The sequence below is a fragment of the Streptomyces polygonati genome, assembly GCF_042650325.1.
GTDB classification, from domain to species: Bacteria; Actinomycetota; Actinomycetes; order Streptomycetales; family Streptomycetaceae; genus Actinacidiphila; species Actinacidiphila polygonati.
In genome coordinates this window covers 1-22,889 of record NZ_JBHSBB010000029.1, presented here as the reverse complement: position 1 = coordinate 22,889, position 22,889 = coordinate 1, and the positions used below count along the sequence as shown (strand labels likewise).

Annotated in this window: 24 protein-coding genes; 15 read left to right on the top strand and 9 right to left on the bottom strand. The window is 67.7% G+C overall.

All coding sequences use genetic code 11. The annotated features are described in order from the left end of the window. Positions 1 to 17 precede the first annotated feature (17 nt). Positions 18 to 575: a TetR/AcrR family transcriptional regulator gene (locus ACFO3J_RS30100; RefSeq protein WP_386436079.1), complete on the bottom strand. Its 558-nt coding sequence runs from the start codon at positions 573 to 575 to the stop codon at positions 18 to 20. Between the two features lie 217 nt (positions 576 to 792). On the opposite strand from ACFO3J_RS30100, the gene ACFO3J_RS30095 reads away from it, so the two are divergent. Together ACFO3J_RS30095 and ACFO3J_RS30090 are read left to right on the top strand one after the other, a co-directional pair. Next, positions 793 to 1,839 carry an aldo/keto reductase gene (locus ACFO3J_RS30095; protein WP_386436076.1) on the top strand — a complete coding sequence of 349 codons (1,047 nt, stop codon included), beginning with the start codon at positions 793 to 795 and terminating at the stop codon, positions 1,837 to 1,839. A 141-nt stretch (positions 1,840 to 1,980) separates the two neighbouring features. Next, positions 1,981 to 3,156: a UDP-N-acetylglucosamine--N-acetylmuramyl-(pentapeptide) pyrophosphoryl-undecaprenol N-acetylglucosamine transferase gene (locus ACFO3J_RS30090; protein WP_386436073.1), complete on the top strand. Its 1,176-nt coding sequence runs from the start codon at positions 1,981 to 1,983 to the stop codon at positions 3,154 to 3,156. A 19-nt stretch (positions 3,157 to 3,175) separates the two neighbouring features. Here ACFO3J_RS30090 and ACFO3J_RS30085 read toward each other — a convergent pair whose 3' ends face one another. Beyond that, positions 3,176 to 3,361, bottom strand: a complete 186-nt coding sequence (locus tag ACFO3J_RS30085) for a hypothetical protein (protein WP_386436071.1) — start codon at positions 3,359 to 3,361, stop codon at positions 3,176 to 3,178. Between the two features lie 152 nt (positions 3,362 to 3,513). On the opposite strand from ACFO3J_RS30085, the gene ACFO3J_RS30080 reads away from it, so the two are divergent. After that, the gene (locus tag ACFO3J_RS30080; RefSeq protein WP_386436068.1) at positions 3,514 to 4,080 is read left to right on the top strand and encodes a dihydrofolate reductase family protein; all 567 of its coding nucleotides are present in this window, start codon (positions 3,514 to 3,516) and stop codon (positions 4,078 to 4,080) included. A gap of 99 nt (positions 4,081 to 4,179) precedes the next feature. On the opposite strand, the gene ACFO3J_RS30075 is transcribed toward ACFO3J_RS30080, so the two are convergent. After that, positions 4,180 to 4,809, bottom strand: coding sequence for an LUD domain-containing protein (locus ACFO3J_RS30075; protein ID WP_386436065.1), 630 nt, complete (start codon positions 4,807 to 4,809; stop codon positions 4,180 to 4,182). Between the two features lie 158 nt (positions 4,810 to 4,967). On the opposite strand from ACFO3J_RS30075, the gene sigJ reads away from it, so the two are divergent. Further along, positions 4,968 to 5,906, top strand: coding sequence for an RNA polymerase sigma factor SigJ (gene sigJ, locus ACFO3J_RS30070; protein WP_386436062.1), 939 nt, complete (start codon positions 4,968 to 4,970; stop codon positions 5,904 to 5,906). Between the two features lie 182 nt (positions 5,907 to 6,088). Here the strand turns inward: sigJ and ACFO3J_RS30065 are convergent, their stop codons facing one another. Both ACFO3J_RS30065 and ACFO3J_RS30060 read right to left on the bottom strand, forming a co-directional pair. After that, on the bottom strand, positions 6,089 to 6,943 hold the full coding sequence (locus tag ACFO3J_RS30065) for a helix-turn-helix domain-containing protein (protein ID WP_386436059.1): 855 nt from the start codon (positions 6,941 to 6,943) through the stop codon (positions 6,089 to 6,091). 6 nt (positions 6,944 to 6,949) lie between these two features. After that, positions 6,950 to 7,462, bottom strand: coding sequence for a DUF6879 family protein (locus ACFO3J_RS30060; RefSeq protein WP_386436404.1), 513 nt, complete (start codon positions 7,460 to 7,462; stop codon positions 6,950 to 6,952). A 438-nt stretch (positions 7,463 to 7,900) separates the two neighbouring features. Here ACFO3J_RS30060 and ACFO3J_RS30055 point away from each other — a divergent pair, with 438 nt between their 5' ends. The 5 genes from ACFO3J_RS30055 (at position 7,901) to ACFO3J_RS30035 (ending at position 12,139) form a co-directional block, all read left to right on the top strand. Next, positions 7,901 to 9,022, top strand: coding sequence for an adenosylhomocysteinase (locus ACFO3J_RS30055; protein ID WP_386436057.1), 1,122 nt, complete (start codon positions 7,901 to 7,903; stop codon positions 9,020 to 9,022). Positions 9,023 to 9,029: 7 nt separating this feature from the next. Further along, positions 9,030 to 9,575: an NUDIX hydrolase gene (locus ACFO3J_RS30050; RefSeq protein ID WP_386436054.1), complete on the top strand. Its 546-nt coding sequence runs from the start codon at positions 9,030 to 9,032 to the stop codon at positions 9,573 to 9,575. A gap of 484 nt (positions 9,576 to 10,059) precedes the next feature. After that, positions 10,060 to 10,452: a hypothetical protein gene (locus ACFO3J_RS30045; RefSeq protein WP_386436052.1), complete on the top strand. Its 393-nt coding sequence runs from the start codon at positions 10,060 to 10,062 to the stop codon at positions 10,450 to 10,452. A gap of 396 nt (positions 10,453 to 10,848) precedes the next feature. Further along, on the top strand, positions 10,849 to 11,253 hold the full coding sequence (locus tag ACFO3J_RS30040) for a hypothetical protein (protein WP_386436049.1): 405 nt from the start codon (positions 10,849 to 10,851) through the stop codon (positions 11,251 to 11,253). A 661-nt stretch (positions 11,254 to 11,914) separates the two neighbouring features. Further along, the gene (locus ACFO3J_RS30035; protein WP_386436046.1) at positions 11,915 to 12,139 is read left to right on the top strand and encodes a hypothetical protein; all 225 of its coding nucleotides are present in this window, start codon (positions 11,915 to 11,917) and stop codon (positions 12,137 to 12,139) included. 591 nt (positions 12,140 to 12,730) lie between these two features. On the opposite strand, the gene ACFO3J_RS30030 is transcribed toward ACFO3J_RS30035, so the two are convergent. Next, the gene (locus ACFO3J_RS30030) at positions 12,731 to 13,636 is read right to left on the bottom strand and encodes an SUMF1/EgtB/PvdO family nonheme iron enzyme (RefSeq protein ID WP_386436044.1); all 906 of its coding nucleotides are present in this window, start codon (positions 13,634 to 13,636) and stop codon (positions 12,731 to 12,733) included. A gap of 122 nt (positions 13,637 to 13,758) precedes the next feature. Next, positions 13,759 to 14,532, bottom strand: a complete 774-nt coding sequence (locus ACFO3J_RS30025; protein ID WP_386436042.1) for an aminotransferase class IV family protein — start codon at positions 14,530 to 14,532, stop codon at positions 13,759 to 13,761. A 490-nt stretch (positions 14,533 to 15,022) separates the two neighbouring features. Here ACFO3J_RS30025 and ACFO3J_RS30020 point away from each other — a divergent pair, with 490 nt between their 5' ends. From ACFO3J_RS30020 to ACFO3J_RS30005, 4 genes are read left to right on the top strand one after another with little or no spacing between them, the layout of a single operon-like run. After that, positions 15,023 to 15,844: a hypothetical protein gene (locus tag ACFO3J_RS30020; protein WP_386436040.1), complete on the top strand. Its 822-nt coding sequence runs from the start codon at positions 15,023 to 15,025 to the stop codon at positions 15,842 to 15,844. Next, on the top strand, positions 15,813 to 17,306 hold the full coding sequence (locus ACFO3J_RS30015; protein ID WP_386436037.1) for a B12-binding domain-containing radical SAM protein: 1,494 nt from the start codon (positions 15,813 to 15,815) through the stop codon (positions 17,304 to 17,306). The genes ACFO3J_RS30020 and ACFO3J_RS30015 overlap by 32 nt, the downstream gene beginning before the upstream one ends. Next, positions 17,303 to 17,962: a dTMP kinase gene (gene tmk, locus ACFO3J_RS30010; protein WP_386436034.1), complete on the top strand. Its 660-nt coding sequence runs from the start codon at positions 17,303 to 17,305 to the stop codon at positions 17,960 to 17,962. The genes ACFO3J_RS30015 and tmk overlap by 4 nt, the downstream gene beginning before the upstream one ends. After that, positions 17,959 to 18,288 carry a MazG-like family protein gene (locus ACFO3J_RS30005; RefSeq protein ID WP_386436031.1) on the top strand — a complete coding sequence of 110 codons (330 nt, stop codon included), beginning with the start codon at positions 17,959 to 17,961 and terminating at the stop codon, positions 18,286 to 18,288. The genes tmk and ACFO3J_RS30005 overlap by 4 nt, the downstream gene beginning before the upstream one ends. 636 nt (positions 18,289 to 18,924) lie before the next feature. On the opposite strand, the gene ACFO3J_RS30000 is transcribed toward ACFO3J_RS30005, so the two are convergent. Then, positions 18,925 to 19,548, bottom strand: coding sequence for a hypothetical protein (locus ACFO3J_RS30000; RefSeq protein WP_386436028.1), 624 nt, complete (start codon positions 19,546 to 19,548; stop codon positions 18,925 to 18,927). Between the two features lie 1,268 nt (positions 19,549 to 20,816). On the opposite strand from ACFO3J_RS30000, the gene ACFO3J_RS29995 reads away from it, so the two are divergent. Next, the gene (locus ACFO3J_RS29995; RefSeq protein WP_386436025.1) at positions 20,817 to 21,746 is read left to right on the top strand and encodes a pentapeptide repeat-containing protein; all 930 of its coding nucleotides are present in this window, start codon (positions 20,817 to 20,819) and stop codon (positions 21,744 to 21,746) included. 105 nt (positions 21,747 to 21,851) lie between these two features. Further along, a complete protein-coding gene (gene cutA / locus ACFO3J_RS29990; RefSeq protein WP_386436023.1) occupies positions 21,852 to 22,184 on the top strand; it encodes a divalent-cation tolerance protein CutA in 333 nt (110 codons plus the stop codon). Between the two features lie 122 nt (positions 22,185 to 22,306). Here the strand turns inward: cutA and ACFO3J_RS29985 are convergent, their stop codons facing one another. Further along, on the bottom strand, positions 22,307 to 22,819 hold the full coding sequence (locus ACFO3J_RS29985; RefSeq protein ID WP_386436020.1) for an NUDIX domain-containing protein: 513 nt from the start codon (positions 22,817 to 22,819) through the stop codon (positions 22,307 to 22,309). Positions 22,820 to 22,889: the final 70 nt, after the last annotated feature.

Genomic DNA, 22,889 nt, shown 5'->3' with positions numbered 1-22,889 from the left:
CGGGTGCACGCGTCCGTTCAGCCTCGCAGGCTGCGCGAGATGGTCCCGAGAAGGCGCCGGCTCTGCTCCCGGCCCTCCGCCGTGTCCGGGGTGCGCCACAGGCAGCTCATGAGGAGCAGGACATCGGCGGGGTCGAGTCCCGCTCTGATCGTCCCGTCGGCTTCCCCGGCCTTGAGCATGAGCGTGATGGCTCCGAGGACGGGCCCGGTGGTCTCCTGGGTGATCGTGTCCTTGGTGGTGGCGTCCAGGGCGTCGCCGAGGCCGTGCTTGATGCGGATCAGCGCGGAGAGGTCCTCGAACCACCTGGTCAGCGCCTCCAGCGGCGGCCGCTCGCCGAGCAGTCCCGGCACCGAGGCGATGTGCCGGTCGATGTCGTACCGGTAGACCGCCAGGACCAGTGCCTCCCGGGTGGGGAAGTGCCGGTAGAGCGTGCCCGGCCCGACGCCCGCCGCCTTGGCGATCGAGTTCAGCGAGGCGTCGCTGGAGACGGCGAGCAGATCGTGGGCGATGTCGAGGATGCGGGTGCGGTTGTGCCGGGCGTCGACCCGCATCTCGGTCGGTTTCGGGTCGGGCATCGGTTGCTCCGTGCTGTTCGCTGGCGGGCTGGGTGGTCGGCCGGGTGGTCGGGCTGGCGGTCGGGCGGTCGGGCGGTCGGGCGGTCGGCTCGGGGGTACCGGGTGGCGCCCGGCGGCGCTCCGTGACCGTACTTGTCTTCCGGAGAGGTCTCCGTTAATGTCGATCAGGAGACCTCTCCGATTGTAACGGAGGGCATCACCCCGTAAGGAACCCACCTTGTACTACGTCAAACTCGGCACCACCGGTCTCGATGTCTCCCCGATAGCCCTGGGCTGCATGTCCTTCGGCGAGCCGGATCGCGGCCACCCCGTCTGGTCGCTGGACGAGGAACGCAGCCGCCCCATGATCAAGCAGGCCCTCGACGCGGGCATCAACTTCTTCGACACCGCGAACCTGTACTCGCAAGGGTCGAGCGAGAAGATCACCGGCCGGGCGCTGAAGGACTTCGCCAACCGCGACGAGGTCGTGATCGCGACCAAGCTCCGGCACGTCATGCGCTCCGGGCCCAATGGATCGGGCCTGTCCCGCAAGGAGGTCTTCACCGAGATCGACCACAGCCTGCGCCGCCTCGGCACCGACTACGTCGACCTCTACCAGATCCACCGGCACGATCCGACGACCCCGATGGAGGAGACGCTGGAGGCACTGCACGACCTGGTGAAGGCCGGCAAGGTCCGCTATCTCGGCGCGTCCTCGATGAAGGCGTGGGAGTTCGCCAAGGCGCTGCGGCTCCAGACGGAGAACGGCTGGGCGAGATACGTCTCGATGCAGGACCACTACAACCTGCTGGCCCGCGAGGAGGAGCGGGAGATGCTGCCGCTCTGCCTCGACGAGGGTGTCGGCACCATCCCCTGGAGCCCGCTGGCCCGTGGCCGGCTCACCCGCCCGCCCGGCGAGGAGACCACCCGCTCGGGCACCGACGGGGCCTACGCCGACCTCCTCTACAGCCAGGCCGCCAGCGACCGCGCCATCATCGACGCGGTCGGCGCCGTCGCCGCCGAACGCGGCATCTCCCGGGCCCAGGTCGCCCTCGCCTGGCTGCGGTCCAAGCCGGTCGTCTCCGCGCCGATCGTCGGCGCGACGAAGGCGGCGCACCTGGCCGACGCGGTCGCCTCGGTCGATGTCGAGCTGACCGCCGAGGAGATCACCCGGCTGGAGGCTCCGTACACCCCCAGGAACGACTTCCAGGGCATCTCCGACCCGGCCGAACTCGCCCGCATCTCGGCCCGCTTCGGCATCCGGCCCGCGGACGACGACGAGTAGCCGACCACCGCGCCGGGGCGGAAGGCCGACCGGGACGCGCCAGGCCCGAAGGCCGACCGGGACCCGGCGGAGCCCGGCGCGACCACCGTCCGGGCGGGGCGCAGAGGGGCGCAAGGGGGCGCACCCAGTAGTGTGCGCGAAATGGACCACGCCTCCCCTCTCCCGCGTACCTTCCGCCTCATCGTCACGGGGGGAGGTACCGGCGGCCATACGTATCCCGCCCTGACCGCGATCCGGACGCTGCAATCCCGGCTCGCCCGGAACGGCGGCACGCTGGACGTGCTGTGGATCGGCACCGAGGACGGCCTGGAGGCCCGGGTCGCCCCGGCCGAGGGCATCGCGTTCGCGACCGTCGTCACGGGCAAGATCCGCCGGTCCAGCAACCCGCTCAAGATGGTGTCGCCGGCGAACGTACGGGACATGGCCCGGGTGCCGCTCGGCGTCGCGCAGGCCCGCAAGATCGTGGCCGGCTTCCGGCCCGACGTCGTACTCGCCACCGGCGGCTACGTCGCCGTCCCCGCCGGGCTGGCGGCCCGGCTGTGCCACCGCCCGCTGGTGCTGCACGAGCAGACCGTCCGCCTGGGCCTGGCCAACCGCAAACTGGCCGGCTCGGCGACCCGGATCGCCGTCTCGTCGGAGTCGTCGCTGCCGCTGCTGCCGGAGTCCGTACGGGACATCGCGGTGGTCACCGGCAACCCGATCCGCCCCGAGGTGCTGACCGGCCACCCAGGCAAGGCGGTCGAGGCCCTCGGGCTGCGAGGCTTCGACCAGCGGCTTCCCACCGTGTACGTCACCGGTGGCGCGCAGGGCTCGCAGCAGATCAACGACGTCGTCCGCGACGCGCTCCCCTGGCTGCTGGAGCGCGCCAACGTCATCCACCAGTGCGGCCCCGCCAACGTCGAGGATCTGCGCCGTAACAGCGCCCTGCTGCACCCGGGCCTGGCGCAGCGCTACCACCTGACCGGATTCGTCGGCCCGGAGCTTCCCGACGTCCTGGCGCTGGCCGACCTCGTGATCTCCCGCAGCGGCGCGGGCACCCTCGCCGAGCTGACCGCGCTCGGCAAACCGGCCGTCTTCATCCCGCTCGCCTCCTCGGCCGGCAACGAACAGGCCCACAACGCCCGGCACTTGGAGGACGCCGGCGCGGCTGTCGCCCTGCTCGGCGCGGTCACCGCCGACGACCTGCGCGGCGCGGCCGGACCGCTGCTGACCGACCCCGCGCGCCGGGCCGCGATGGCCCAGCAGGCCCGCGCGCACGGCCGGCCGGACGCGGCGGACCGGCTCGTGGACGTCATCCTGTCCGCGGCAACCGGCTGAGCGGGCCGCTGACACCTGGTCATACGCGCGGCGGTCGGTCCTTCCACCACTGGAAGGCGAGCACCACCGGCAGGACCACCGCCGCTATCGCGAACGACGTCGGCCACGACGCCCCGTGCCGGCTGTGCCGCGGCCAATGCACCGACAGCACCCCCACCGCGTACAGCACCGCCACCAGGCCCGTGTTCTTCGCCCACCGCCTCATACCCGCCCGGTTACCCCGGGGAGGGAGGGGGACACGGACGCGGACGCATGACCGGCTCCAGCGACAGTGCGGTGGACAGGGTTCAGGCGAGCGAGACCAGGCGCGCCCCCCGTCGGCCTCGATGACCGTCCCGTTTCCGAGGAGGACTTCTGATGCGCGGCGTGACCTGTTCGATGAGCGTCTCCCTGGACGGCTACATCGTCGGGCCGGACGGCGATTTCGACTGGTCGGCGCCCGACGAGGAGGTCTTTCGCTTCGTCACCGACCAGTTCCAGGAGGTCGGCGTCCACCTGCTGGGACGACGGCTGTACGAGACGATGCTGTACTGGGAGACCGCCGACCAGGACCCGTCGCTCGACGACTCGCTGCTCGCATGGGCCGCGCTCTGGAAGCCGCTCCCGAAGGTGGTGTTCTCCACCACCCTGTCGGCGGTGCGGGGCCATGCCCGGCTGGCTTCCGGCGGCCTGGCCGAGGAGATCGAGCGTCTGCGAGCCGAGCCGGGCGGCGCGGGCGACATCGCGATCGGCGGCGCGACCCTCGCCGCCGAGGCCGCCGCGTCGGGGCTGATCGACGAGTACCGGGCCAGGGTCTACCCCGTGCTGGTCGGCGGCGGCATCCCGTTCTTCCCCCGGCGCGAGCGCCGGGTGGACCTCGAACTCGTCGAGACCCGTACCTTCCGCTCGGGAGTCGTGTACCTTCGCCACCGCGTGGCCCGCTAGGGGGTGGCTGGCCGGCGGCATTCCGCCGGGCCGAGCACCGTCCCTGGGGCACCCGCCACCGCTGGCCCGCTGACTCGGCGCCCGACACCCCCCGTTGATTCAGAACCCGATGGCTTCGCGGAGCAGCAGGACGGTGCCTCGGCCGGGCAGGTGTTCCGCGTTGAGGATGAGCAGGCGGTTGACGGAGCTGGGCCACCCGTAGGCCTGCTGGGTGCGGGCGCTTTCCAGGGGGAGGCAGTGCTCGTCGACCCGACGCAGCGCGGTGCCCAGGTCGGGTACCACCTTCTGCGCCCCGACGATCCAGATCGCGCGGGCGGCGCCGCCGGCGTAGGCGGGCAACTGGCTACCGCTGCCCGAGGCGATGACGAGGGAGCCGGTCTCGGTGAGCGCGGCGACACTGCCCACGATGACGTCGGGGCCGGCGAGCACCCGCCGGATGTCGTCGGCGTCGGTGCCGCGGTCCATCGCCAGGACGCGTGGCTTGATGGCCTGGTAGCGCCCGCCGGCGTTGATGTCCTCATCGATGCCGGACAGGCGGAGGGTCTCGCTGGCCGCGGTGAACACGCTGGCGCCCTCCGGTAGCAGCTCTCCGACGCGGGTACGCGCGGCGCCCGCGTCATCGAGGATCTCCACCGTGAAACCGTGTGCGGTCAGCGCGGCGGCAGCCCGCTCCAGGCGCTGGGCGGACGCCGGGTCGCCGAAGGGTGTGGCCAGCTGTGGGGTGGTCATGATGTCTCCGAGCTTCCTGTTCGCCGGATGATGTGTTCGTCTCGTCGGTTCGACACCACAGCCCGCCGGAATGTGAGGCGATGCCCCGGCCTCACAATCCAGGGGCCTGTTTTGTCGGACCGGTGAGGGCAGCTGCGACCGAGGGAGCCGTCGGCACCATGACCACCCGATCCGGGCCAGGACCCGCCCGGCCCGATCCCGGCCTGGACGCGATCATGGGCGAGCGGCGCCAGCTGACCAACATCGCCTACCGGCTCCTGGGCTCCCTGGCCGAGGCCGAGGACGCCGTCCAGGAGGCCTACGCCCGCTGGTACGCCATGACCCCGCGGCGGCGGGACGCCATCGAATCCCCCGGCGCCTGGCTCACGACGGTCACCAGCCGCATCTGCCTCAACCTGCTCGGCTCCGCCCGGGCCCGGCGGGAGACCTATGTGGGCGCGTGGATCCCCGAGCCGCTGCCCGAACGTACGGAGTGGAGCGCCGCGCGGCCGGACGCCGTCACCGTCGACCCGGCCGACCGGGTCACTCTGGACGAGTCGGTCGGCCTGGCCTTCCTGGTCGTGCTCGAATCGATGACCCCGGCCGAACGCGTCGCCTTCGTCCTCCACGACGTCTTCTGCCACTCCTTCGCCGAAGTGGCCGCGATCGTCGGCCGTACCCCGGCGGCATGCCGCCAACTGGCGTCCTCGGCCCGCCGCCGCATCCGGGCCTCGCGTCCTACCGCGACTCCCGCGGCCCAACACGCCAGCGTCGTAAGAGACTTCAAGCGGGCCTGGGAAGCCAGGGACATCGACGCCCTCATCGCCCTGCTCGACCCCGACGCCACAGCGACCGCCGACGGCGGCGGCCTCGCCACGACCTTCCCGCACCCCATCGAGGGCGGCGACCAAATCGCGCACGCCTGGATCGAAATCGCCCGCCGCAGACCCGCCGACATGACCTTCCTGGAACGTACGGTCAACGGCCAGCCCGGTCTGGTGGCTCACCAAAACGGCGCCACCGTCACGGTGTTCGCGTTCGACGTCGCGGGCGCCCGGATCAGACGCATCTGGGTGATCCGCAACCCCGAGAAACTCCACCACTGGCCGAGGGGCTGACGCGCGTCCCGACCCGACCGTGCGGCGCACGTAACGGCTGGCCACGATCGGCTCGGCCTCGCCGACGTGCGGCCCGCAGGCCTCATGGACGCCGGCTACCCCCGGTGCTGGCCGCGACCGAATCGCGGCGGCCAGCGTCCCGAAGGGGCACGGGGAAGACAACCCCGGGCGCGCCCTGAGGCTCAGCGCAGGGACTCGATCGCGTTCACGATCAGGCGCCGCGCCTCCGCCCCGTACACCGCCAACTCGGTGAGCTTGGCGAACGCCCGTAGGTAGATATCCACCTCACCGGGCGCGGTGACGGTGACCCGGGCGGCCAGCAGCTCCACGTGGACCCGCTCGTCGTCGAAGACCATGAACTGTTCCACCGGCCACATGACCTCTTCGCGCGGAGCGACGGCCGGGATGATGCCCAACGACACGGAAGGCAAGGCCATCGAGGCCAGAAGCGATCCGAGCTGAGCGGACATCACCTCCGCGTCCCCGATGCGGTGGAGCAAGGTGTTCTCCTCGATCAGCGTTGCGAAGCGGTGATCGCCCTCATGGACGACCCGGGAGCGTCGCATCCGGGCTTCGACAGCTTCGCTCACATCGTCGGGAGTACCTCGGAACCCGGCAATAGTGCCCATCAGGGCGCTGGCGTAACCGGTCGTCTGGAGGAACCCGGGGACGACGTGCGACGCGTACACGCGGAAGAGCTTGGTCCGCTCGTAGCGCGGTGTGGACGCCTCCTGGAGATGCTTCATGCCAGTGCGCTGGAGCCGTCTCCACTGCGTATACATGGAGCCGGCCTGGCGGTTGACGGCAATCAGGTCTTCGGCGTGGACGTCCGCCCCGCAGGCGCTGCACCAGGCCCGGATATCGGCGTCGGCCGGCGCCGTCCGGGCATTCTCGATGCGGGAGGACTTGGCCACCGACCACCCGCAACGCTCAGCCAGTTGCTTGCCCGTGATCCCCGCGTCCAGCCGCAGTTCCCGCAGGCGTTCGGCCAGAGCCGTACGGGCCGCCTGCACGCTGGACGTGGGGAATGGGGGCATGATCGCTTACTTGATCCTGTACTCGTCGTGTGGGGTGGCCTGTTCCCAGATCTTCTCGAAGGCATCCGCGTAGGCGGTAGCCACCCCCTGGTCGTCAAGAACTTCGCTCCGGGTCCACTCCCCGTCCCCGGAGAAGTGATGGACCCTGACGAGACGGTCATCGAAGACCCAGCCGTCATTCACCGGCAGCAGCAGCCCCTGTGCCTGCGCCCGGGGCAGCCAGCGGATCTGTTCGCCGGCCAGCGCGTTGGCAGTGGTCTGGTAGTGCTCCCAGCGGATGTACTCGGTCACCGGCTCGGACACGACCCGGGCGCGGCGTACGACGACGCCTCGGGCGACGGCATCGGCGATCTGCTGGTGAAAGGGCCGCCACCAGGCGCCGCGGTCCTCCCAGTCGATGCGCGCTCCGCCTCGCCACGCCTCGAAGCGGGGATTGCTGAAGTAGATGTCCCGCGTCTCCAGGTGCACGGCCGACAAGCTGGTGCCGGCGATCAGCTCACTGAAGTCGGTCGAGTTCATCGAGTTCATCGAGCGCCTTCCTGATGAGCGGCGCCATCCGCGGTCTCTTCGTCGGCGGTGTAGCCCTGGACGAGTAATTCCGACGTGCCCGTGTCCACCCACACCGTTGGGCATCCGTCTTCGTCCGTGTCGGGGTCGATCCCTACGAACCGTATGTTCACAGCGGCTGACCTCCTGCGCTGGCAAGTTGCAGTAATTTGCACCACCGTCGCCCTTCCCTGGTCCGCTGGTCAAGAGTGAGTACTGGCCACGACCTGTCCGGAGCAACTGCCATGTAATTCTGTGCAACTTGATGGCCAGCGAGAACGCCACTGCCTAGCGTCAACAGGGCTGTGCGCTCCTTCCGCGTACCCCGTCCGGAGCGGACAGCGGAATCGCCTGCGCCTGGCAGGACCCGCAGGGTCATCACACCCCGTTCCCTCTCCCAGAGGTGAATCCATGGAGTCGTTCGAGCGCGCCCGCCTGGACGCCTACTTCTACAAGATCGCCGCACAGTTCCGCTCCGAGCGGCCCCCGGCGTCGTTACTCGTGACGCACCTGCTGCCCGAACGCCCGGCATTCGTCCGCGCCGTGGCCTCCGCGTCCGACCTGCGCGCGGTGCTGCCCAAGCCCAAGTCGGTTTCGCCCACCGCGCGGCGCGAAGTGGAACGGTTCACCCAGTGCGACCCGCTCACCCGCGACCTGTTCGCCGACGCCGAACGGGCCCTGGAATACCTCGAATCCCGCGCCGGCGGTGAGCAGGTCGCCCTCCTGGACGTCGGCGGGTACTTCGCCCCGGTGCTGGCCGAGCTGTGCGACCGGTTCTCCGGCCGCCTCCTCGGCGTGGTCGAGGACACCGAGAACGGCCACAAGCGCTACGCGGAGTTCGAGAAACTGCCCTGCCCCGTCGTATCGGTCGCCCGCTCGCCGCTGAAGGACCCGGAGGACTTTCTGGTGGGTCAGTCCGTGGTGTTCTCCACCGAGGCGCTCATGCGCGGGCGCGGCGACATCATGCACGGGCGGCCCGCACTCGTCATCGGCTTCGGCAAGCTCGGCGGCTCCATCGCCCGACTGCTGCACGCCAAGGGGGTGCAGGTCACCGTGTTCGACATCGACCCGATCCGCCGCACTCAGGCCCTGAGCCAGGGGTTCACCGTCGCCCGGGACCGGGACGACGCGCTGCACAACGCGGGCCTGGTCCTCTGCGCCACCGGCTCCATCAGCCTGCGCGACGAGGACTTCTCCGCGCTCCGCAACGGCGCCTACGTCGCCACGGTGACCTCGTCCGAGGATGAGCTGGACCTGGCCGGCCTGCCCGACGTGTACTCCCGCACCCGAGACGGTGAACATGTCACCCGGTACCAGACCACCGGCCACTACTTCTACCTGCTCAACGGCGGGAACGCGGTCAACTTCCTGCACGGTGCGAGCGTGGGGCCGTTCATCCTCCTCGTGCAGGCCGAGATACTCGCCGGAATCCGCATGCTCGCCCACGGCAGCCTGACCAGCGGTATGCACGAGGCGACCGCCGCGGACCGCCGCGCGATCGCCGACACCTGGCTGACCTACTTCAACCGGTAAAGAAACCATGCCCGTCACCGCCCAGCACGTACGGGAGACCCTCGCCGCCTACGTAGAGGAGCACCCGCTGGACAAGGACTCGCTCGCCGTTCTCACCGAGGTACTCGAGGCGGCCGGCGACTCGATCGCCTCCCGTAAGGATTTCCGCGGCCACGTCACCGCCGGGGCGGTGCTGCTCCGCCCGGACGGCCGGCTGCTCACCATCAGGCACAAGGCGCTGAAGAAATGGCTGTTCCCGGGCGGCCACCTCGAAGCCTCCGACACGACGCTGATGGGAGCCGCGCTGCGGGAGTTGGCCGAGGAGACCGGGATCAGCCCCGATCAGGTTGCGCCGGCCGGCGTGGTGCCGCTGCACATCGACACCCATCCCATCCCCGACAACCCCGCGAAAGGTGAACCCGACCACCAGCACTTCGACTTCCGGTTCCTGTTCCGCACCACCGCCGACGTCACCGAGCTCCAGGCGGAAGAGGTCACCGGCTCCTCGTGGCTGTCCGCTGACGCGGTCACCCCCGGGGCGCTGCGGAGCCGGCTGATGACTCTGCGGCCCTGAGGACCCGCCCTCGCACCGGACCACCCGCCCCCGAGGCGTCCGGTGCGGGCCCTTCGTCGTTCGCTGGCAGCGCGGTCCGGTCGTTTCGTCTGACTGTGGACTCCGGGCAGGTCGGAGACTTCGAGTGCCCACCAATCGCCGCTGCGGCGTGCCGTGACACGGTACGCACTCATCGCCACCACCGCTCTCCGAGTTCAGTCTCCAGCGTCTCGCAGATGCCGGCCGCAGTGTCCACGATCACCTCTCGTTCGAGCCGGAAGTCGAGGCGGACGCCCCTGGTTCCGGAACCCGAACCGGAACCGGCTGAGGTTCCACCGCGAAATCCGCCAGAACACGACCCCCGTCGGAGACACCCGGCGCACACCGGACGTATGTCCGGACAAAGGGCCGTGAGGCCTCGCGCTCAGTGAGTCAGGGACCGTCGTCCTGTCACAGCCTCGTCACAGGCAGCACCCCGAGATATCCAGTGCGCCACGCTGGCCCCATGCGTATCCGTATCGCTGCCGCGGCTGTTGCCGCTGCCGCGCTCCTGACCCTGACCGCCTGCGACTCCGGCGACGACAAGGCCTCGGTGGCCTCAGCGCCCTCGGTTGACATCAGCAGCATCAAGGTCGCCGCCGGCATCCCGTCCGCGCCCGACGGCGAAGCACGGAAGCTCCTCCTCTCCGCGCTCATATCGGTCGACCCCTGGCTGGCGGAAGATATGGACAAGACCGTGGACGCTGCCCGCAGCCAGTGCCAGTCCCTCAACGGCGGCGCAGCCGACCCCGATCACCTTGCGGCGCAGCGGTTCGGCAACGATGCCAGCCCGCTGACGGACGAGCAGGGCAAGCTCCTCAATGTCGCCTTGCGCGCCACGCTCTGCCCGAAGAGCTGACCGATCACCGCGCGGCATCGCGGAGACGCGTTTGCGGGGCTGGCTGGCTTTGCCTTCGGCGAGGTAGGCGTTCCAGACTTCGGGGTCGGCCGGGGTGGGCGCAGGTTGTCGGGCCGGTAACGGCCGCGCACGGCAAGCGCGGTTCGGCCCAGCGGCGGCCGGACACGATCTGCGATGCGGTGCGGACGACCCACGAGACGCGGAGACCGAGCGCACCGGGATCCGGGGGAGAGCGCCGAGACCGAGCGGGAGCGGCTCGGGCAGCAGGGTGGACAGCCGCCGGCCGGATGAGATGCCGGTCGCCGGGCACCCCGATATGGGCCGGAAGACGCCGTGCGGACAGTCCGGTCCACCCGTGATGATGGAGGTTCTGTCCGCAGTCCCTGGGGGGTACCTGTGCGCAAGACCGTTTTCTTACTCGCCGCCGCTGCCGCGCTCGCCGTCCCGCTGGTCGCACCGGCGGCCGCCGCGTCCGCGGACACACAGCTGGCGGACATCACCTGCAACGACATCGACTTCAATCCGCAGAACCGGCATCACGTCTACCTGACCACCGACACCCCGAGCTTCGTGATGGACCTTCCCGAACATCCCATCGACTTCTACTGCTACGCATGGGACGGGTCCGTCCCCGCCGCCTACACCGTCAGCTACGCCTGGGTCTCGCCGTCCGGAGTGGTCACGGAGCCCGACCCGCTCTCGGGCGTCCTCAGCTACGGCCACGGCTTCTCATACAACGTCCACCAGACCGGGCCCTCGTACGGCTACTTCTACCAGGCCACCTTCACCGCCCTGCCCTGACCACCACGCCCCGGGGCATGGGGTGGGCCGCAGCCGCCCACCCTTGCGGCGCTGGCGGTCCGCAAGGTCCGCCTGGTCGGTGCCGCACAGAAAGGGTCCTCAGCAATACGGACCCCTGGACCTGAAGGTGCGAGACACGCCTCCAGGTGACTGACCTGGGTTGTCACGGGGCAACCGTAAGAACCTCCGCCCGGGAGACGGGCATGTGCCTTACTGGTCCAGCTTCGACCCGCCACTTTCCCGGCTCCGGGAAGGTTTCCGCAGGTGGGCGAGCTTATCCAGTCGGGTAACTTGGCTGACCTGCGGCGATACCCAATCGCGGCCCTCTGGACCACGACTGCCTACGACCCGGTCTTCAGCTTCGCGGCGCCGCGAAAGCGATCATCGCCCCAGGGACCTGGACGTTCGTAACGAACGTCCAGGTCGCTGACCTGCATTCTCGTGGGATCACCGGAAGAAGGGCGTAACGAGTGCCGACGCCCTTGGCCCGACCTTGATGTACCGCCGCCCTCTGGGAGGCGGTTATGGCCGGCGGACTGCCATGGTGGCAGTCCGGGTCGCTGGCCAGCGTCGTTAACGCCCACGGTTGCGGCCGAAGCCGACTCGGTCATCCGGGCCGGTGGGCTGCGGAAGTTGTGTCTCCCGGGTGCATGATGACCGCGTGAATGACTGGCTGCGTGCCCGGAACGGTTGGACGATCCTTCTGATCATGTGGGGGTTCACGCTGACCGGCGGGCTACTCGGGGAAGCAAGATCGTTGATGGTCTTCGTGCACCACCCCGCAGCATCTGTCACCTCGAACCTGCCTTGGGTGCTGGGCGGCTCGCTGGCTGTGGCCCTTGGCAGCACTGCCGGTATGCTGCGGCGGCGCCGACGGCAAGGCTGAAAAGCCCAGAGCACACTGCCCTCGGCAACCACGGCCACAACGGACGTGGTTGCGACCGAGTCCGACTCGGCCACACCTCACGGGTACCTGCTTTGCGGGTGCCCCTTGCCCGCTCGCCCACTTGCGACCCGCCTTCGGTCGCAGCGGAAGCAGGGGTTACGGCGGCTGGCCGCACCCTAAGCTTCACGTCCCGGGCCAACGGTAGGGCCGTCTCCCACCCTTGGGGACTGGAGGTTCGTAAGGTCCGGCGGGGCCGGTTGAGTTATGAGCGCCAGGCCAGTCCTACGACTGCGAGCGTCAACAGGATCATGCACAGTCGAGCGGTCATGCCGTTGCTGGTGAGCGCAAGGCGCACGGTGCGCCAGAAACTTGTCACGGAGGCCACTTCCCTCGTTCGCCCTGGATGGCGTCTCGTTCACCGCGGCAAACGATCCGTGACCTTCCTGGTGTACCCGAAGGCCATTCTGGGCAAACCCACGTGCCCGGGCCCCGCTCAAACCCTTGGTCGCGCGCCCATGATCATGTGCATTTCGGCCGAGCCGCGGCCGAGCTAGCGATCTCCAAGGCCCGACGTGACCGCCAGGCGCACCGTCACTGACCGGTGTCAACGACCAGGGTCGGCTTCAGGAGATCTCGCATCGAGGTCTCCGGTGTACAGCAGCGGAAGCCCGTGTCGTCGTCGAGCATTGTCGAGGCCGCATCGTTGAAGGACGAGGGCGTGGCGCGGACGAAGGGGCTGGTGAAGGCGCCGGCCTTCAGTTCGTAGCGGCCCGGGGTGGAGCGGGTGCTGGTCCATTCCCAGGTGTTGCCGCACAGGTCGTAGACGCCGTAGGGGCTGACGCCGCTGTGGTAGCGGCCGACCGGGCTGGTGGAGCCGACGCCGCTCTCGCGGGAATTGCACTTGGCCGGGGTGGGCTGGTTGCCCCAGGGATAGACGTCTCCTCGGACACCGCGAGCCGCCTTCTCCCACTGCTGGGCGGTGGGGAGTCCCTTGCCTGCCCAGGAGGCGTACGAGGCGGCGTCGTGCCAGGTGACGAAGGTGACGGGATGGTCGAAGAGAGCGTCGGGGCATTTGCTCTTCGGCCAGTGCTGCGGAGGCTGGTGGCCTGTGGCGGCGATGAAGCGGACGTAGTCGGAGTTCGTGACCGGGAAGATGTCGATATAGAAGGCGGGGACCCAGGTGGGCTTGTTCTGCGGCCCGCTGAGGAAGACGCCGACGTCAACGAGGGCCATCTGCTTGCCGTCGTGGGGGTGGCGGGCCTGCCGTTGAGCGGGAGGCCCGTACGCGGCTGCGCCGTCCGGGCTGGGCAGAACCGTCTCGAAGGCGTCGGTCAGACGGAGGAACCGCTCGTGGACGTCCGGGCCAGATGCCCGCAGGGAGGTGTCCAGGGCTGCTTGGTTGACCGCGCGGATGGTGATGTCCTCGCCGCGGCTCTCCCAGGTGGACAGGGTGCGTTCGCTGATGCCGAGATGACCGGCGAACGCTTCCAGGCTCATGCGTTTGGCCGTGCGTAATGCCTTGGCTTCCCTGCCCGTCCAGCGCTCTACGGTAGCCACGTCTCCCCACCGGCCCTTCTCACGTTCAACCCTAGCCACGAGCGCCATCCCGGACTTCCGGCTCAGATCGGCTCGCCCCGCACGGCCGTGTAGTCCTTGCGGAGGGCGTCGAGCACTTGGTGGTCCGCGGCGAACCGGATGGCGTCGATGCGCGCGATGCCACGGACCCCGATGGCGGCGTTGGTGGCGAACGCGGCTTGCATGGCGCCCAGGTCGTCGAGCGCGACCCTGTCGATGCGGTGTTCATGGACCTCTTGGAGAAGGAGCATGGTCACACCGGGCAGCGCCTCGGCATCGGGCCAGATCACCCGGTCCCCGTCGAAGAAGCCGACGTTCCAGGTGCCGCCTTCACTGATGACGCCCTGAGCATCCACGAAGAGTGCGTCGTCATAGCCGTCGAGTTGGGCCGCTCTGCGGTGGTGGAGGGAGCCGAAGAGGCCCACGCTCTTCACCTCGGGCAGATCTCGCTGGTAGACGGTGGACTGGACCGAAAGAGGAGGCAGGGGAAGCACCCCGGCCGGCCGCTGAGTGACGAGGATGTGAGGGTCGTCAGCACGGTCCGGGTGGCCGAGGTCAGTTGCCGGATCAAAAACAGTGACGCGGATCGTGGCCGATCCGGACATCGGTGCGACCCGTCGGATGAACCCCCTCATGCGCTCCGGGTCCAGGTCGACGCCGAAAAGCGCACGGCTGTCACGGACCAGCCTCTCCATGTGCAGTGACAGGCCCCGCACACGACCCTCATCCACCCGCAGGCTGGTGAAGGAGCCGTAGTTGGTGAGGGCGAGGGTCTGGAGTTCGTCCAGGGTGACGGGACGTCCATTGAGTTCGGCCATGTGCCGAGCATGGCATCGGCCGTCTGACCGGTCGGCTCATCGGCGGCCGATGCGCCCGAACTGCGGTGAAACTTCAGGGTCTCCTCAGTGGAACCACATTCCCGGCACGTCACCCTGTGCGCCATTCTGGTGACTCGGCGTTGAGAGCGGCGAATTCTTCCAGTTCTCTGCACGCTGCCGGGGCGGGTACAGCCCGGCTGCCGCTAAGGGTCGGCGGGCAGACCTTGCAAACCAAGACCGGAGATGACGGGACGTGCACGAACAGCCGCGGGTGACCGGTGATTGCTGGCTGTGCGAAGGGGTCGAATTATCCGGGCGACGGGTCGCGGCCCGGATGCTCCCGCTCCCGGGTCGTCCTGGCAGGTTCCGGCTTCGGCCGAGATGCCTCGCGACACGTCATGGAACGAGCAAACTGCGGTGTGCGCGACCGGCGGCTTCGTTCGCCACGCACACCCGTAGGGCTATGCCGCAGATCAACGACGGAGACACCATGAACACCATCACCCTGTTGACCGACCACCCAGCGTGGACGGAGCAGCCCGACGGCACCCCGGCCCGGCTGGTGACCACCGATACCGGGGCCTGGCACGTGGCGTGGACCGGAGGCAGCCTGACAGCCACAGCCCTGGAGGGCACCCTGACGCCCGCTCCCATCCCGGTCGAGACCCAGACCACTGACCTGCCGCCGTCCGCACCTGGCGAGCTGACGGAAGCCCTCACCGGCCTCGGCACCGTGTGCCGGGTGTCGAGCCCCACTCTGTGGGAGGCGATCACGAGCGGCCTGCTTCGCCGCATCATCCGCGCGCCGCAGGCCCGCGCCCTCTACCAGCGGTGGGCCACGACGTACGGCCCGGTCTACGCCACGCCGACGGGGCCGATGCACACCGTGCCGTCGCCTCGCGCAGTCCTGGACCTGACCGATGCCCAGTTCACCGCGATCGGTGCCGCGCTGCATCGAAGGGCGCTGCCGGCCGCCGCGACCACCTACCTGGACAACGCCGACACCTGGGCCCAACTGCCTGCCGACGACTTGGTGAAGGCCCTTCAGGAAGTCCCGGGCGTCGGCCCGTGGACAGCCGCCTGCGCTGCTGCGGACTTCACCGGCGACTACTCCGTGTACCCGCATGACGACCTGGCCGTACGCACCTGGGCCCGCAAGGCCGCGCCGCAGCTTGCGTTCCCCAAGGAACCGCGGGAGTTCGAGGCGTTGTGGTGCCGCTGGGCACCGGACCGCCACCAGATCCACGCTCTCACCACCTACACACTCGCCTGGGGGATCCATGCCCAACCACCACTTACCGACCGCCCCTGACCTCATCACCGGAGCAGACGGAGCCCGCGGCCTCGACCTGCTTCTGGTCAATGCGCCGCTTCGCGACTACTCCCTGCGCCCTCGGCTCACCGACTACACGCTGCCGGTCATCGGCATGGGGTACATCGCCAGCTACGCCCGCCAAGAGGGCTTCAACGTCGGTGTGCTCGACGGCGAGGCCCACGGTCTGGGCGTGGATGAGACGACGCAGCTCGTGAACGAAGCCCGGCCCCGCTGGGTGGGGATGAACCTCCTCGCCCCCACGTACGAGCTGTCCGCGCGGATCGCAGCAGGCCTCGACGAGGGGGTACGGCTGATGGTCGGCGGACATCACGCCAAGGCAGCGCCGGAGACGGTCCTCGCCGATCCGCGGATGCGCCGGCTGATGGCCCTGGTCGTCGGAGAGGGAGAGACCCGCGTCACGGCGCTCCTCGGCGACACCGGCAGGCGGGCCGACCTGCCCGGGGTGATGTGGCGTGACCGCCTTCTGGGCACCACCGCCGAGGGCGTCGAGCACGACAACGCGGCCCGCCGGCACTGGCTGAGCCCGGACATCAACGCCCTGCCATTCGTTGACCGGAGGTTCCTGCCGCAGGACCCGTACCTGGCCGACGACGGCCGCCACGAGGCGAACCTCGTCGGAGCGCGGGGCTGCCCCTACGACTGCTGGTTCTGCGGTGCGGCCGTCAGCGCCAACCCGGACGTGACGATTCGCACCCGCACGCCGGACAACATCCTGGCCGAGATGCACCAGTTGGCCGACGGCCACGCCGTCAGCGCGTTCCGGTTCGTGGATGACCTGTTCCTCGGAGCCCGCCGCATCATCCACCCGATGATGCAGGCGTTCACCGCCGACCGGGTCGGGGAGCGGTGGGTCTGGGACGCCACCGGTCGGATCAACGTCCTGGACCGCGAAGACGAGACGATGCTCGACACCCTGGCCGCGTCCGGCATGCGCGAGGTCGCTCTCGGCATCGAGTCCGGCAGTGACCGGGTCCTGGCGTCGATGGACAAGCGGATCGACGCGGCGATGACGCTGCGCGTCGCCGAGCGGCTGATGCGGCGCGGAATCAGCGTGAAGGGCTATTTCATCCTCGGGTATCCGGGCGAGCAGCCCGACGACTTGGCGGCGACGATGGCGCATGTGCGGCAGTTGTGGGCGCTGTCCGACCGTCTGCCCGGCCGGTTCCGGGCCTCGGTGTTTGAGTTCCGGCCGTACCCCGGGTCGCCGATCTGGGACAAGCTCCTCGCCGACGGCTACGATCCGGCCGCCATGACCGCGTACGCCGACGTCGACCTGACCGACCAGGGCGCCAGCGAGGCGATGCGGCAGCGCGACGAGTTCAACTTCAGCGTGGGCATCGAATTCTCCGGCACGCCCCTACCCGAATTGCGCGCTGCGTTGGCACAGCTCGCCCGCGAGCAGCACGACCGCAATGGCGCCGGGGCGGTGCGCGCGTGACCGGTTCCGGGCGGTTCATAACCCTCGACGGGCCCGGCGGCGTCGGTAAGTCCACCACCGCCGCGGCGCTTACGGGCTTCCTCACCAGCCACGGGGAACAGGTCTACACGACGGCCGAGCCGTCTCACTCCGAGCTCGGCCGGTTCGTGCGCGAGCACGCCGACCGGTACCAGGGGGCGACGCTGGCGTGCCTTGTTGCCGCCGACCGGCACGACCACCTCGCCCGCGACGTCGTGCCACGCCTGGACACCGGGGTCACCGTGGTCTGCGACCGCTACGTGGCCTCCTCGCTGGTCCTGCAACGCCTCGACGGCGTGCCGCAGCAGTACCTCGTGGACCTCAACGCAGGCATGCGGATGCCGGACCTCGCGGTGATCCTCACCGCGGATCCGCGCAACATCGCCGGGCGCATCGCCCAGCGGGGGGCCACCCACCGGTTCAACCGCGACCCTGAGGCGCCGACCCGTGAGACGGCTCTGTACAAGGAGGCCGTGTCGATCCTGAGAGGCATGGGGGTGCGTGTCCTCATGGTCGACACCGGTGTGGCGTCACCCAAGGAGGTAGCCGAGCGAATCGCCGGATTTGTGATCAGTGACCTCGGTACTGTCCCTCAGCAACCGGATTCCGCCCGTAGGCAAGGAGCGTCCCCGTCGTGACCGACGAAACCTGGAAGACGATCGAGCAGCTGAGGCAGTGGCTGGACGAGAAGGACAACGCCACGCCTGAGCAGGCCCGTCTGCTGCGTCTGCTGAAAATTCAGGAGGAGGTGGGCGAGGTCGCGCAAGCCGCAATGGGCGCGGTGGCCGCCAACCCCCGCAAAGGCCGCAGCCACATGTGGACGGACGTCGAGAACGAACTGTGTGACGTCATCCTCAGCAGCATGGTGGCGCTGGCGACTCTCACCCCCGACGCGGCTGGCGTATTCCAGAAGCGGGTGGACATCATCGCTGAGCGGTCGCTGGCCCCACAGGGATCTGCGTAGTGGCCACACCCCTGGTGCGGCGCTGCCGGTGCCCGTCCCCGGGCGCCGCAGTTCGGGGGCAGCGGGTCCGGCGAATCCCATCCGAGTGGTCCACCTCGTCCGGCGCTGTGATCTCCACCGATGTGGAGGTCCGTAAGGTACGCCGGATCCCGCGCGACGCCCTGACCGGGTTGGACAGCAGTCTCGCCCGCAGGTCTGAGAATCCGGTCCGGTCGAAGGGTCTCGCTCACGCCGAAACCCTTGCCGCCCCCGCCCGTGATGGTCCGGACTCGTGCGAGCAGCGTGCGAGCTAACGATCTCTACGGCCCCCGAAAAGACCTGGAGCCCTGGTCACATGTCCTCTGACCAGGGCTCCGACGGTAGGCCGTGTGGGACTCGAACCCACAACCAATGGATTAAAAGTCCTGGTCAGGGCGTGACGGGGGGTGGTGAGCCGTGGGTGTCCGTCCGAAAGCCGCAGGTCAGATGGGCCGAGGTTGCCGTCCTGTCCATCGGAAGGGGCCAGGTACCAGCACGTCCGCTCACGCATCGCTCACGCACGGCTGGCAGTAAGGAGGACCCGCCGCGCTGGCCACCGAGATAACCCAGCCCAGACAAGTGATCAACCCACCGCAGTGAAGGGGATGGACGAGGCGTCTAGTTCATCCCACACAGCGTAGACTTAGTAGTGCTGGTCTCATCTTGCACCAGAATCAATGAATTTGCCAACTGATCTATACCCGAGGGAATTTCCGCACCACCCCATCGGTCCTTGCCGCTCAGGGAATTGGCCTGCTTCGAAGAAGCGCGTACCAATCTAGGTTGATATATCGATGCCAGTCCGAGGCCGGTGTCACGCAGCCAGTCACGCCCAGCAGCATCCCAAAAGCTCAGCTGCAGGCCATCGAGAGTGTCGAGGGTGCCAATCGGGTTTCCGTACCCATCCTTTGATATGGCTTTGGTAAGATTGACCGTCGTTCGAGTGCAAGGTGCGATGACCCCCAGAGACGCCAGTCTGACTATCCCGTATTTATTCGACCCATTGGGGTTACGGAGTCCTACCTTGAAGTACAGGGTCCCTTGATACAGCGGAAGAGTGGCGTTGTTGTCGATGATGGCCCGCTCGTCCGCACGAGCGGCTAAGGGTGCGTCCAGCCAGACGTTAACCTGAGCCGCTTGCGCGCTAGCATCAGCAGTCGCTTGTTGTCTTTGCTGAGTCGTCTGCTCGTTGAACGCCAAGCCGGTGTAAGCGGTCGAGGCTGCCGAGAAGAGCAGGCCCACGGCCGCAGCCAGGCCACCCAACCAGGTGCCGCGTGATGACAGCCACTCGTGGGAAGCCGCTCGGGGTGAGGCGCTGCTTGAAGGTTCTGTAGAGGTATCGACTGCACGAGGTGTCTGTGAAGTAACGGTGGCGGCCTCCGCGGGCGCCCCTCCAGGCCACCACACGCGACGTCGTCGTCTTGATGCCGGGTCAGGAGCCATACGCGAGGCAGACGATGCAGGCGCTCCATCGTCTGGCGAAACACCCGCAGAAGAGTCGGTAGAGATGGAGACCTCCAGCGGTCCATGAGCCCAGTCGCGTCTCGGCGACCTTCCATGCCCTGTTAGGTGAATGTCAACAGGGCCATACACGAGGCCGGCAAGATGCAACGCGCAGAGTTGGCAAGCAGAGGAAGTCGGCCGCCGATCCCGTTTCTGCTGAGATACGCAGCCGAGCAACTGTCCCCCGCGCAAGTGTCTGGGCCGGATACATGCGCTCACGCACCTCCGCCTGATACCGCTGCGCCCCGGCTGCCGTGAGGCGATCGGGGTACCCAAACCCGCAGTCCAGCCCCCCCCCGCAGAGGGGTCAACTTCGTAGGCCGTGTCGGACTCGAACCCACAACTCGGGATTAGAAGTCCTGGTCAGAGCGTGCCGGACGGTGGTGAGCGGTGGGCGGCCGTTCGAAAGCCGCAGGGTGGCGGGTTGTCGACCGGTCCGATGGGAAGCACCGAGTGCCGGCACGTCCTCTCACGCGCGGAACTCCTGTACGACGTCACTGCACCAGCTCCACGACCGGCCCCAGCTTGCGTGGGACTCCGTTTGTGCAACCCGGCCCCAGAAGAGGTGTGTGGACCTAGGATTGGAGTATTACACGGACGGAGGCTCATGGACTGGTGGATTGCCCTGCTATGGGGGTTAGCCGGGGCGGGTTGCATTGAAGGCTTGGATCTTTATTCAGCTATCCGTCGTGTGAAGAGCTACCCCTGGAGAATGAAGGGAGAGATCCCCTTTGGCCCCTATATACTCTCCGTGGCGATCCGTCTCGCCATTGGCGCCGGTCTAGCTGCCGCACTGGGCGCCTCCGAACAGGTTGCCGGCCCAGTCGGCGCCGTAGCCGCCGGTGTTGCGGCCCCCAAGATCCTGGAGCAGTTAGCTCGCAGGGGCCTCAATCACCCCACTGTCGAACACCATTTGGACCTAGCCGAGTCGTTACGCCCAGAGACAGATCATCTGAGCGACCAATCATCACAGTCGAAATCCGCCAACGCAACAGGTGGGCAGAGTCATGCGCTCTAAGATTTTCAAGTATTTCAGCGCATTTAGTCACGCGGGACTATCAAGCACTCCACCTATTCAGATTGCACCGGTGGGATATCTAGAGCAAGTGCGCTCAGCTCTCGCACGTACGACTTTTGCCTATCACCCTCGGACTATCGATTTCGACTTCACCGACCTCAAAAGGAATGACCTTAGAAACCTGGACTTGCGATCTGCGAGTCTCCCAAACAGTGACCTAGCCAGAGTGGATCTAAGGAACACACGACTCAGCAAATCTGATCTATCAAATTCAGACCTGAGCGATGCATACTTGCACGGCGCTGACCTGCGGTGGGCTAAGCTAGTTCACTGTAATCTAGGAAGAGCCAACCTCAATCATTCCCTGCTTGACGGAGCCAAGGCAAGCTACGCCAATCTGTCAAACGCCGGACTCATGGACGCGAGCCTACTACACGTCGCTCTGGATAATTCAGATCTAAGGCGCGCCGTACTATCGGATGCTCGTCTATCATGGGCAAATCTATCCCATGCAGTTGCTACTCACGCAACGCTCACCGGCGTAATTCTCAACAACGCCACATTGAAATGCGCGAATCTGCGGCATGTTCGTCTTTCGAACGCAATCCTCATTCAGGCAGACTTGACTGCCGCTGACTTGAGCCACGCGGACCTTCGGAACGCAGATCTGAAGGGATCGATTCTCGTTAATTCAAACCTGGAAGGAGCCGACCTATCAGGAGCTCTCTTATCTACAGCAAAGATCAATAAGCACCGGATTTCCAGTAGACTTAAGGGCGTAAAATGGTCTTCTGAAACAGAATGGCCACCGGGAATGAAAGAGTGGATCGTCGGAGTATCTACCGAAGTGCGACCTGGAGTATTTAAAATGGGAAGCGCCCCTCCTCCTGAACCTGATCAGAGGAGGCGCCTGGCTTGATGTCGGATTCCTCTACCAATCTTTCATCTGCAGATAGTGCAGATGTGCTCCCGTCTCATTTTTCAATGAGGGATAATCGGTCCAATCGTTAGGTAAGATCGCATTATGGCCGAATTTGTGCAGGTGTTCACTGCTACCGAAACGCAGGAGCAGGCTGTCCGGCTGGCGGAGTCCGTCGTGCAGGCGCGGCTGGCGGCCGGGGCGCAGGTGGTGGGGCCGGTGACGTCGGTGTTCTGGCATCTCGGGGAGTTCGGGACCGGGGAGGAATGGCAGTTGCTGCTCAAGACCACCGCTGAGCGGTATCCGGCGCTTGAGGCACACCTGGTGGAGCACCATCCGTGGGACAAGCCAGAGGTGACCGCCGTACCGATCGCGGCGGGGTCGGCGGCGTACCTTCGCTGGGTCGAGCAGAGCGTGGAGCCGACCGAGCCCTCGTAGTTGTCAACTCGCCCCGACCGCAACCGATACGGCTTCCGTCGCACGGGCTCCGGTCGCTGGCCAGCTGCTTCAGCAGCTCGCGTGGGGGACTCTGGCGGTCGATGAAGGCCCGCGCCGGCCGGCTAACTCGTCGTTGCTCCATCGTGCAGAAACACAGGTGTGTTGCCACCCCACGACTCCATCGCGACGTGGAATCGGCGGCGGAGGCCATCGTGGAGAGCCTGGACGGCTTGGTCGGGTGCGAGGAAGGTGAGTTCGGACAGCTCCTGGTCACGGGGCCGGAGGGAGGCGACTTTCTCGCGGCTGAGTGTTCCGCCATTGAAGATGAAGGCGAGTTGGTCGTCCCAGGGGCCGTGGGGTGGGACCCAGTCAATGACGAGGAGGCCGTGGAGGGTGATGTCGAGGCCGAGTTCTTCGCGGAGTTCGCGGCGGGCGGCGTCGTCGGGGGCTTCGTTGGCTTCGGCCATGCCGCCGGGGAGGTCCCAGCCGGGTTTGTACGTGGGCTTGACCAGGAGGACGCGGCCTTGTTCGTCGCGGAGGAGGACGTCGGCGGAGACGCGTTTGCGGGCCTGGGTGGCGTTGCCTTCGGCGAGGTAGGCGTTCCATGCTTCGGGGTCGGCTGGGGTGGGCCTCATGACCGGGTGCCTCCGCGGGGCGACGGGATGATGTCGGCGAGCAACAGCATTCTGGCCCGTCGCGTGTCAT

Coding starts and splice junctions, on each gene's coding strand:
- ACFO3J_RS30100 (WP_386436079.1), bottom strand. CDS start 575: ATGCCCGACCCGAAACCGACCGAGATGCGGGTCGACGCCCGGCACAAC.
- ACFO3J_RS30090 (WP_386436073.1), top strand. CDS start 1,981: ATGGACCACGCCTCCCCTCTCCCGCGTACCTTCCGCCTCATCGTCACG.
- ACFO3J_RS30085 (WP_386436071.1), bottom strand. CDS start 3,361: ATGAGGCGGTGGGCGAAGAACACGGGCCTGGTGGCGGTGCTGTACGCG.
- ACFO3J_RS30080 (WP_386436068.1), top strand. CDS start 3,514: ATGCGCGGCGTGACCTGTTCGATGAGCGTCTCCCTGGACGGCTACATC.
- ACFO3J_RS30075 (WP_386436065.1), bottom strand. CDS start 4,809: ATGACCACCCCACAGCTGGCCACACCCTTCGGCGACCCGGCGTCCGCC.
- sigJ (WP_386436062.1), top strand. CDS start 4,968: ATGACCACCCGATCCGGGCCAGGACCCGCCCGGCCCGATCCCGGCCTG.
- ACFO3J_RS30065 (WP_386436059.1), bottom strand. CDS start 6,943: ATGCCCCCATTCCCCACGTCCAGCGTGCAGGCGGCCCGTACGGCTCTG.
- ACFO3J_RS30060 (WP_386436404.1), bottom strand. CDS start 7,462: ATGAACTCGACCGACTTCAGTGAGCTGATCGCCGGCACCAGCTTGTCG.
- ACFO3J_RS30055 (WP_386436057.1), top strand. CDS start 7,901: ATGGAGTCGTTCGAGCGCGCCCGCCTGGACGCCTACTTCTACAAGATC.
- ACFO3J_RS30050 (WP_386436054.1), top strand. CDS start 9,030: ATGCCCGTCACCGCCCAGCACGTACGGGAGACCCTCGCCGCCTACGTA.
- ACFO3J_RS30045 (WP_386436052.1), top strand. CDS start 10,060: ATGCGTATCCGTATCGCTGCCGCGGCTGTTGCCGCTGCCGCGCTCCTG.
- ACFO3J_RS30030 (WP_386436044.1), bottom strand. CDS start 13,636: ATGAGCCTGGAAGCGTTCGCCGGTCATCTCGGCATCAGCGAACGCACC.
- ACFO3J_RS30025 (WP_386436042.1), bottom strand. CDS start 14,532: ATGGCCGAACTCAATGGACGTCCCGTCACCCTGGACGAACTCCAGACC.
- ACFO3J_RS30020 (WP_386436040.1), top strand. CDS start 15,023: ATGAACACCATCACCCTGTTGACCGACCACCCAGCGTGGACGGAGCAG.
- ACFO3J_RS30015 (WP_386436037.1), top strand. CDS start 15,813: ATGCCCAACCACCACTTACCGACCGCCCCTGACCTCATCACCGGAGCA.
- ACFO3J_RS29995 (WP_386436025.1), top strand. CDS start 20,817: ATGCGCTCTAAGATTTTCAAGTATTTCAGCGCATTTAGTCACGCGGGA.
- cutA (WP_386436023.1), top strand. CDS start 21,852: ATGGCCGAATTTGTGCAGGTGTTCACTGCTACCGAAACGCAGGAGCAG.
- ACFO3J_RS29985 (WP_386436020.1), bottom strand. CDS start 22,819: ATGAGGCCCACCCCAGCCGACCCCGAAGCATGGAACGCCTACCTCGCC.